At 57.1% G+C, this 9,409-nt stretch carries 6 protein-coding genes and 1 pseudogene; 4 read left to right on the top strand and 3 right to left on the bottom strand.

All coding sequences use genetic code 11. The annotated features are described in order from the left end of the window. Nucleotides 1-78 precede the first annotated feature (78 nt). Nucleotides 79-357 (top strand): hypothetical protein, encoded by a 279-nt coding sequence (locus RBB76_RS21450; RefSeq protein WP_429634441.1) that lies wholly within the window; start codon nt 79-81, stop codon nt 355-357. Between the two features lie 189 nt (nt 358-546). On the opposite strand, the pseudogene RBB76_RS21445 reads toward RBB76_RS21450, so the two are convergent. Then, nucleotides 547-1,195, bottom strand: a pseudogene (locus tag RBB76_RS21445) (DUF3050 domain-containing protein). 549 nt (nt 1,196-1,744) lie between these two features. Here RBB76_RS21445 and RBB76_RS21440 point away from each other — a divergent pair. Then, nucleotides 1,745-4,174 carry an ABC transporter permease gene (locus RBB76_RS21440; RefSeq protein ID WP_433963469.1) on the top strand — a complete coding sequence of 810 codons (2,430 nt, stop codon included), beginning with the start codon at nt 1,745-1,747 and terminating at the stop codon, nt 4,172-4,174. A 734-nt stretch (nt 4,175-4,908) separates the two neighbouring features. Here RBB76_RS21440 and RBB76_RS21435 read toward each other — a convergent pair. Together RBB76_RS21435 and RBB76_RS21430 are read right to left on the bottom strand one after the other, a co-directional pair. Beyond that, nucleotides 4,909-6,699 carry a hypothetical protein gene (locus tag RBB76_RS21435; protein WP_429634925.1) on the bottom strand — a complete coding sequence of 597 codons (1,791 nt, stop codon included), beginning with the start codon at nt 6,697-6,699 and terminating at the stop codon, nt 4,909-4,911. Continuing rightward, entirely contained in the window at nt 6,692-7,465 is a 774-nt protein-coding gene (locus RBB76_RS21430; protein ID WP_429634926.1) for an ABC transporter ATP-binding protein, read from the bottom strand. The genes RBB76_RS21435 and RBB76_RS21430 overlap by 8 nt, the downstream gene beginning before the upstream one ends. A 79-nt stretch (nt 7,466-7,544) precedes the next feature. Between RBB76_RS21430 and RBB76_RS21425 the strand changes: the two genes are divergently transcribed. Both RBB76_RS21425 and RBB76_RS21420 read left to right on the top strand, forming a co-directional pair. After that, entirely contained in the window at nt 7,545-7,865 is a 321-nt protein-coding gene (locus RBB76_RS21425; protein WP_429634928.1) for a PadR family transcriptional regulator, read from the top strand. Further along, on the top strand, nt 7,862-9,364 hold the full coding sequence (locus RBB76_RS21420) for a hypothetical protein (RefSeq protein ID WP_429634929.1): 1,503 nt from the start codon (nt 7,862-7,864) through the stop codon (nt 9,362-9,364). The genes RBB76_RS21425 and RBB76_RS21420 overlap by 4 nt, the downstream gene beginning before the upstream one ends. The last annotated feature ends 45 nt before the right edge of the window (nt 9,365-9,409 follow it).

Genomic DNA, 9,409 nt, shown 5'->3' with positions numbered 1-9,409 from the left:
ACCCTGGCAAAGCGACTCGGAGTTCTCACGTCGGCCGCTGACAATCCAGCGTTCGTATGAAACATTTGGAGAGATCCTGTGCAGCGTGACTATGCGATCGATGTGAACCCTGTTTTGAGAGACAGCAAATATTCCACGGTACGATTTGTGACCACAGATAGAACCACGGGGGAAACAACAACCGTTGGTGGCGGAGAGATTACGGAACGGGCCCTTCGCTACTCTCTGAGACTTGAGAAGCTATTACGAACAGACCAACTTGCGCACATCGAACAGCATCTTGACCGAAAAGTTCCTTTCACCATATTCCTCACAATTGAGGAAGAAAAGATGAAGGAAGCAAGACTCATCGACTAGTTTTTTTTCGCATAACAGGATTCTCCCTCTAGATCTAGCTAGACGACCAATCGCAATTCACTGATTGGGCTGCGCGGGCCGCGAAATCCCACGTTTGCGAGTACGGGGCGGATGACGGGCACTCCGGAAGCAATCCTATTGCTGCGGCCATTCCGCTTCAAAGCTCGCAGTTTTCTACCTCGATGTTTACTAGCTCGCTTCTATCTGCGTCAGCACACCATCCCACAACTTGAGCCGCGCACGAAGCGCCTCCTCGGCAGCTTGGGAGGCCTCCTCCCAAAGTCCCGGGTCGTCACCACATAGGTCGGCAACCATCTTCAACGCTAGCGGTCCATGGTCGTCACCATCAAGCTCGATATGCCTTTCCAGATACCAGACGAACTGGTCGAGTTCTCCACTCACCTCTTGGTTTAGCTGACGTACCAGCAATCGAAACATGTCCGGAATCGCATCCTCGCGGCCAAACGCTTAAGCCGCGGCCTGGGCAGCAGACGAGCCCCTGTGAATGACTCCGAAGGTAGTCTCGACAAACTCTTTGGCCGCAACTGGAACTCCTTCGAAACTAAGCCTGTCAGCGTCCAATAGAGCGCAGCTTATTATGTGGCGAATCGCACGCGTATCTGCCTTCACCTGCTCCATCGCTTCGAGATAAATCTCGAAATGACTGATGGGACGCCCCTGATATTCGTCGCTCTCCTCCGCCAGGACAATCGCGTTGACGAAGCGCCGGCTCACAGGAAAGGGCGTCGGCACCCAAGGTAGATCCACACACGTGCGTCCGCTGTAGTACTTTCAGCAGACTCATGAAGTCCCATACCGCGAAGACATGCGATTCCATGAAAAGACGGACGTCACCGAGCGTGCGAATCCGTGGATACAGTGGATGCGCAGCCAACTGCTTGCGCAACGACGTGAGGCGAATTCTATGGCTTCAATTGAATTGACAACTCCGATAAAGGTCACTTTCTTATTATCGCTGCCGATAGCGGTTTCTGCCGGTTTGCCGACGAACCGTTCGGAATCCTGAAACGCCCCTCACCATGAGTGCGTCGACCTGTATTTGCGAATAGGCTTGTCGCAGACCCTTCGCTGACTCCTGAATCGAGCTCAGCTCCTCTCGCATGATTCCCGGTTGAAGAGAAACCGTCGAGTCATTCAATGAAAATGAATACGGTGGCCTGTTGGCGTCAAACGTGAACCGAGATACGCTCGCGCCGCCCCTGTTCATTCACGGACACTCTCCGGCGAAACCGGACAGCCAGTGCGGCTCCTATTGCGCCTGCGAGATCCCGAAGCTAATTTGTGCTCATGAAGTTGCGTTGAAGAGCACTTTGGCTCTCGAATTGCCTTTCTGTCCATGCAGATTTGCCGTAACACGGAGGCCGACATGATCACCCTGCTGCAGGATCTGCGATCCGCCCTACGCCAACTGCGCAGGTCTCCCGGCTTCACCATCGCCGCGTTGGTTACGCTGGCACTTGCAATTGGGGCCAACGCCCTTGTCTTTGGTGTATTGAATGCGCTCATTCTGCGTCCGCTGAATGTGCCTCAGGCAGAGAGCCTTGTTGTCATTCAGCACGGGACCGACGGCGGGTGGCACTCCTATCCCGACTATCTCGATCTTCGCCGGCGCAATCGCAGCTTCGACGATGTCGCTGCCTGGGCCATCTCTCAGGCAGGGCTGGACACGGGCAGAGATCCATCCAAAGTCTGGGCGTACGAAACCAGCGGAAACTACTTCGACGTCTTGCAAGTTCACCCGTATCTCGGCCGTTTCTTCCACGCCGCCGACGAGAACGGCCCAAACAGCGCGCCTTTTGTCGTGCTCTCCTATGCATATTGGCACAGCCATTTTCAGGATGATCGCGGCGTGGTGGGCCGCGTTGTTCGAATCAACAGACATCCAATGACGATTCTTGGCGTGACGCCTCCAGGGTTTCAGGGGACCGTCTTATTTTTTACTTCGGATATCTTCGTGCCCATCGTGAACCATGAGCAGTTATCCGGCGAGAAGATGTTGGACGCGCGCGGCAACCATTGGATGTATGAGATGGTTGGACATCTGAAGCCTGGAGTCGATCCGGGGCAGGCCGCTGCCGATCTGAACTCCGTGAATTCGGATCTGAGAAAAAGCTATCCCAAAGAAGAAGCTAAGGAGCCTTATACGCTGGGGCGGCCTGGTCTCCATGGTGACTATCTCGGCCGGCCGATGGGGGCGTTTCTTACCGGATTGATGCTGCTTTCGGTTTTGATTCTGTTGGCGGCCTGTGCCAACCTGGGCAGCCTGTTCGCCGCGCGGGCCGCCGACCGTTCTCGCGAGGTGGCCTTGCGCCTGGCTCTTGGTGCAAGTCGCAATCGCATTTTGCGCCAGCTGCTCACCGAATCCGTGCTGCTTTCGATCACCGGAGGCGTAGCGGGACTTATGGGAAGCATTCTGCTTTTTCGCCGGTTGAGCGAATGGAGGCCATTTCCGCAACTTCCCCTGCATGTGCCCGTAAGTCCGGACGCCAAGGTTTATTTGCTGGCTTTGGTCCTGGCGTTGGTCAGCGGAGTTCTCTCCGGAATTGTTCCCGTGCGCCAGATTCTCCGGGCCAACCCGTACGAGATCGTCAAAGCAGGATCGGGCGGCGCCTTCGGACGCAGAATTACGGTGCGAGACGTATTGCTTGTCGTCCAGATTGCGATCTGTGTCGTACTCGTCACTTCATCGATGGTTGCTCTGCGGGGGCTTATGCGCACCCTGCACACCAACTTCGGTTTTGAGCCGCGGAACGTGATGCTGGTCGATACCGATCTGAGGGCGGCAGGCTACAGCGGCGAAAGAATACCCGCAATGCAACGTCGCATGATCGATGCCGTGCAAGCGATTCCAGGCGTAGATTCCGTGGGATCGGTGAACTATCCGCCGTTGGAACTCCCCGGTAGCTGGCAATCGCTGGTCTATACCGACGCAACTGAGAACCTGAGCCCATCGAACGCCGCGGCCGACCCTTGCATGTACAACATATCTCCAGACTACTTCCGCGCCTCCGGTACATCGCTATTGGCTGGCAGAGCGTTCACATGGCATGACGACGCAAACGCTCCGCGCGTAGCAGTGGTGAACCGGGAGTTCGCAAGGAAGATACTGGGCTCCGTACCGGACGCTGTCGGCCGGCACTTCAAGCTACGGGATGGAGCGCGTGTCGAAGTGGTGGGTCTGGTCGAAGACGGAAAATACGTGAACCTCACCGAAGAACAGCAGCCCGCGATGTTCTTCCCCATCCTGCAATCGCCGGCTAGTTGGATATGGCTGGTGGTGCAATCAAGGCGCGACCCGCAGCAACTTGGCGCGGCCATCCGCAGTGTGCTCCGGGATATCGACCCAGGGGTGGTTCTGGCGATTCGACCGTGGAGTGAGGAACTGGCTCAAGCTTTGTTCCCGTCCCGCATGGCGACCATATCGCTCGGCGTACTCGGCATCATGGGCGCAATGCTATCAATTACCGGCATCTTTGGAATGGCGGCCTACTCCGTGAGCAAGCGGCTGCGCGAGTTGGGAATTCGCATCGCCCTCGGAGCGCAGCGCAAGGAAGTATTGCAGGCAGCGTTAGGACGTGCCATCAAATTACTCGCCATCGGTTCAGCGGCCGGTCTGGTGCTGGGAGTTATGGCGAGCCGGGTGCTGGCTTCGATCGTCTATCAGGCAACTCCCCGCGATCCCCTGGTCCTCGCCGGTGTCGTTCTGGCGATGCTGCTGCTGGGACTGGTAGCTACGTGGATTCCTGCGCAACGTGCACTTGGAGTCAACCCTCTGATCCTCCTTCGCGAGGAGTAAGTCACTTTCGCATCGCGGTTCCCGCATACCGGGCCTCTCGAACCAAAACTCCATGTGAGGCCAGGAAACCGCGTTCCGCCTCCTGTCAATTGGTGCTAAATCGTCAATGCACTCATTGAGCTACGATCCCGATGATGCTTCTATAACCCGTCGACTAACAGTGGGTTCGAGGCAACCGGAGTCGCTGTATTTTGTTGGATTTATGCGGAGCCGGATGCGCTGTTTGGAGTGCGTTCGGTTCCAATTGTTCCTAGATTTGTTCCGAAGTTCTCAAACTGTACTTCCCTTCCTGCTGAACGCCTATCTCGGCTCTCGTCACGATTACTTCTCACGTCATGTTCGAATCGACCGATCAATTTCCTATCCGATAGCTCAAAAATGAGTGGTTGCACGGGCTTGCAATGCACCGAATTTGCTGTCTTTAGCGTTCAGATTGGACTTGATACGCCCAGCTGCCTAGTGTCACTGACGGTATGAAGCTTAGAGCGCGTCCGATTCGGTTGAATGAGGACCATTTGGGATGTTTTAGGACCGTCGATGTTCCCGTATTGTTCCCGAATTCGCCCGGCTCCGGTAGTTGGATTTTGGATAGGTAGTTGGAAATATGGTTAGCCTTAGTGGACGATTTTCGAACTCTTTAGAGTGCAGGAATGCCGTTCGCACGTTTCGAGGGCCTTTAGACCTCCTCGCCTCACGTAGTGCCGAAACCTCGTTTTCAAGGAACTTCGCTTCCCTCAGGAATCGCGTAGCCCCAACTTCTGCGGAAACTCGTCGGCCTCATCTGGTGGGGTGTCGAGTGTGTTCTGCGCCAGCAGGCTGGCCTGTGCTCTTTGCAGAAAGAGATGTGTTCCTAAGAAGAGGATCGTTGTGACAAGGAGATGCGTCACAGAGGCTTCGATCCACGCTTCTTTCGCGACGAGGATTGTCACGAAGATGGGGAAGAGTACGAGGTAACGAAGAACTGCCAAAGGTAGATCGTTTACTGAGCTTTTATTAAGATGAGTAAACGGGATACTACGTATAGAGAACAACAGCAGGTCGGGGAGTAGAAGAGCCAAGCCTATTGCTACAAGGACCTGGCCGGTTGCTATGCGGGAGATCTTCATGGCGGCGGGTGAGAGGCTGTGAAGGAGAAGAGCTGTGCTGCTTCCGATGAGGAAGGTCGCGAGAGAGATCCAGAGGTAGGCTCCGGCGAGATGGCCGGAGCGTGGGCGTCCGATAAGGACGCGGAAGAGCCATGAGCCTCGGCGATCGACTGGCGCGGCGAAGACGGATCGAAGTCCAACGACGGTGAAGAAGGCCATGATGGGGATTGCAGAACGGATGCCATCAGGCAGCAGCGTGATGCGGGCGTGACCCTGTTCGACCTGGAGGGTGACCATCTGTGCCAGGGCAAGAGCGACGCTGAGACCGCCGAAGATAGCGAGGCTGATGCGCTGACGCTGAGAGCGCAGGATGGTCTGACTGATGAAGTGGAAGACGGCTCGCTGCGAGGGATGGCGCAGGATGGTGGCGTGGAGGAGGCAACGGATGCGATTGGTTCGCTGGCCTTTGGCGCTGGTTGCGGATGACCCCTCGATGAGCTGACGGACGCGGCGACGGTAGGCGAGAGGATAGGTCAGCAAACTACAGGCCGACGACAAAAGGAGTGCGTAGCATCCGGTCCGCGCCAAGGCGTGGAAGATGGCGGGGGTTGGCAGTCCGTTGAGAAGGCACTCGTAGATGCCGAGAAACCAGAAGGGCGGGAAGTAGCGAATGGCGGGGCTGCCGGAGGTCAGAAGAGCTTCGAGCGATCCTGCCACGGTGGGGCAGAGTAGAAGGATCGCCAGCAAGACCATGATGGAGAGGCCTTGGAGCAGGGGTGTGATTCGGCGGAAGAACCCTTCGCCGATAGCATTGAGAAGGATGCCTTGAATGGAGAGAAAGGTGGTTGCGGCAAAGACTCCGCTGATGGTGACGGCGACGAAGTGTGAGAAGAGATGGCGGAGGAAGTTATGCTGCTCGGCGGCGAGGGGGAAGAAGAGCGTGCCCAGGGTGCTGGTGCCCAGTTGAACGAGGAGGAGAAAGATGGCGAGGGCAAGGACGCGAGCGAAGAAGAGTTTGAGGCTGGGGATGGGGAGAACGGAGAGAACGAAGATGTCGAGAATGTCGGGGAAGAGTAGATCCCACTCGTAAACGGTGACTGCTCCCATGACGACGAAGGAATAGACGACGTAGAAGGAGTGATCGCCTGCTTGCGACCAGAAGGGACGATGGAGGGGAGCTGGCGGGAAGGCGTGATAGGCAGGAAAGAGAAAGAGCGAGACGATGAGGGTTGGGAGTGCGACGGCAGCGGCGATCTGCATGACACGCTTGGTCTCGTCGTCTGAGGCGAGAAGCTCATTGTGGAAGAAGCGGTGGAGGATGTGGCGGACGAGAACTTCGAACCGGCTTTGGATCCGGACGGGAGATGTAGTCTGCGCCTGGACGGCGAGCGAGAGGACGGGATGACGAGGTGGGGCGAAGAGGCCGGCGTGCTCAGACATGGTGCACCGCCATGGTCTCGACTAGCTGCTGCGCAACGCTGTGCGTGTCCTGCTGCTTGACGAGTTGCGCGAAGACGCTTTCGAGGTTCGCCAGCGCCAAAGAGGCTTTTAGCTCGGAGGGAGGTGCGTCGGCCAGGATCCTTCCTTTCGCGATGACGATGACACGATGGCAGACCAGCTCGACGACCTCGAGGACGTGTGAGATGTAGAGGATGGCTTTGCCCTGGGCGGCGAGCTGTTGCAGGAGATCTTTGAAGAGCCGGGCCGAGAGTACGTCGAGTCCGGAGAGCGGCTCGTCGAAGATGAGGAGCTTGGGGTCATGCAGGAGCGCGGCAGCGATGAGGATGCGCTGCTTCATGCCCTTGGAGTAGAGCGAGATGGGCGAGTGCCGCCAGGATTCGAGGCCGAGAAGTGCGAGGAGACGGTTCGCTTTCAGGTCGATGAGAGGCTCGTCCATCTCACGCAAGCGGCCAACCAATTGGAGATATTCAAGGCCGGAAAGGTGGGTGTAGACGTGTGCTTCTTCAGGCACATAGCCGAAGGCGGATCGATAGCCGTCGAGGTTGAGGCGGATACTCTCGCCTTCGAAGAGCACCTGCCCGGTGTTGGGTTCGAGGAGGCCGGTGACGATTTTGACGGTTGTAGATTTGCCAGAGCCGTTGGGGCCGACGTAGCCGACGATCTCGCCCGCACGGATGGTGAAGGCGACGTTGTCGACTGCGGGAAGTCCGCGGTAGCTTTTGCAGAGTGCTTTGACTTCGAGCATAAAGAGTACCTCTGCACCCTATGTAGCATTCAGAATAGGGGCTAGTCAAGTAGCTTGCTACATAGGTATAGTTTCTGCCATGACAGCTGCGGAGACCAAGCTCTCACACACGGCGGCGATGATTCTTCAGGCGGTGAATGCCGGATATGTCTACGGCTTCAGTGTGATGGAGATGACTGGCCTGCCGAGCGGCACGGTATATCCGGCGATGAGAAGACTGGAACGCGATGAGTTGATCCGGTCGAGCTGGGAGCAGCAGGCTATCGCAGATGCGGAGCTACGACCGCCGAGAAAATATTACAAGCTCACCAGGTTGGGTAAAGCGACGCTCGAGGCTTCGCGAAGGCGCTATCCGCTGCTCGCGAAGTTGATTCCTTCGGAGCAGGAGGAGCAGGTATGACGTTGCGGCCTCCGGCACTTTGCGAGTTGTTGTGTCTTGCACTCCTGCGTGGCGCTTCGTTGTTGGTGCCTGGGCGACAGCGAGAGGAGTGGTGGAGAGAGTGGCGAGCGGAGCTTTGGCATGTGCGCCGAGCGTACACCGCAGAACACAGTTGCTCGTGGATAGCAGAGCGAGAGGTTGCGACATTTTGCCTAGGGGCTATTCCGGATGCGCTTTGCTTTCGAGAACAGTTCAAGAAGAGAAGCATACGTCTGGCGACGACGATGGGATCTGCCACGCAGTGTGTTCAGGTGCTCTTTGGTCTGATCGCCATCAGCTATGGTGTTGCGATGCTGTTGCCGGACGTTTCGGCAATCCTGCACTTCTTGGCTTATCGCGACACAAGAAACCTGATGCTTCTTCGGGACGCACACTTCTCCGACGATTCAGTGGCGACGATCTCTGTAGAGCAGTATCGGGTGTGGAAGCGGCGGCGCCAGGAGCTGTTCAACGGATTTGCTTTCTACCAGGTTGCTGAGCAGTCCCTGTCTATAGAGAGCAGAGCAGCGACTAAGGGAGCGGTTGCGTCTGCGAGCTCCAATCTCTTCGACCTGCTTGGTCTGCGCGTTCGCTACGCTCGGGAGGCTCCGGGCTCGCTTCCCCGGTTGATCCTCAGTGAGCAGATGTGGAAGCGGCGGTTTGGCGGCGATCCTCATATCTTCGGGCGGCTTATCCAGGTGGGGTCGGAGTCCGCCACGGTGAGTGGAGTGATAGACCCTGGAGAGTGGAGGCTACCCGGTCAGACCGATGCCTGGTTGTTACTGCCGGAGGACCATGATGGCTTCTCTGGGGGGCTGGGATTTGTGGTGGCGCATCTCCAGACACCGCACGCGAGCTGGGGAGAGGCATGGCATATGTCTGCGCCGACACCAGCGGGCACAGCGGACGACTTTTTCTGCCAGTCTCTTACTGAGAGAACGCGTGGGCCGGGAGATGTGTTTCTCTTCGCGGTTCTGCTGGCATGCCTGGCTTTGCCGGCAACGACTTCGCTTCCGCTTGGCGAGTATCGGGCTAGCTCGCGACGGCTTTCGTGGTTTACCAGAGTCCGCCGCTGGGGTTTTCTCGGCTGCAAGCTGACGCTGCTGTTGCCGATCGTCTACTTCGTGTCACTGGATCTTGCTCATCTCCGCAGCGGGATGGATCCGGTTACGTCAGAGTACATTCAGCTGATGTCTGCGTTCTCATTGTGTCTCTTTGGGCTGCGCTGGAGTCTACGTGACCAGCGGCAACGGTGTCCGGTGTGCCTTGGGAAGCTGACGAATCCGGCTCGGGTAGGCCAGCCCTCGAGAAGCTTCCTGGCATGGAATGGAACGGAGCTGATCTGCATCAGCGGTCATGGCTTGTTGCATGTTCCCGAAATGGCTACGAGCTGGTTTAGCGAGCAGAGGTGGTTGTATCTAGATGCGTCCTGGGAGATTTTGTTTACCGAGCCCGCATTTGAAACACCAGGTTACTTCTAAAGATCATGGTCGCTGGCGTTACTTGTTTCTCGGCAACTGGACAAG

This window comes from Tunturiibacter psychrotolerans (genome assembly GCF_051013365.1).
GTDB classification, from domain to species: domain Bacteria; phylum Acidobacteriota; class Terriglobia; order Terriglobales; family Acidobacteriaceae; genus Edaphobacter; species Edaphobacter psychrotolerans_A.
The sequence above is the reverse complement of the archived record's forward strand: the minus strand, read 5'-3'. Positions and strand labels throughout refer to the sequence as shown.

What these genes read in the sequence shown, in the direction of transcription:
- RBB76_RS21430 (WP_429634926.1), bottom strand. Translation starts at nt 7,465, where the DNA reads ATGCTCGAAGTCAAAGCACTCTGCAAAAGCTACCGCGGACTTCCCGCA.
- RBB76_RS21440 (WP_433963469.1), top strand. Translation starts at nt 1,745, where the DNA reads ATGATCACCCTGCTGCAGGATCTGCGATCCGCCCTACGCCAACTGCGC.
- RBB76_RS21435 (WP_429634925.1), bottom strand. Translation starts at nt 6,699, where the DNA reads ATGTCTGAGCACGCCGGCCTCTTCGCCCCACCTCGTCATCCCGTCCTC.
- RBB76_RS21420 (WP_429634929.1), top strand. Translation starts at nt 7,862, where the DNA reads ATGACGTTGCGGCCTCCGGCACTTTGCGAGTTGTTGTGTCTTGCACTC.
- RBB76_RS21425 (WP_429634928.1), top strand. Translation starts at nt 7,545, where the DNA reads ATGACAGCTGCGGAGACCAAGCTCTCACACACGGCGGCGATGATTCTT.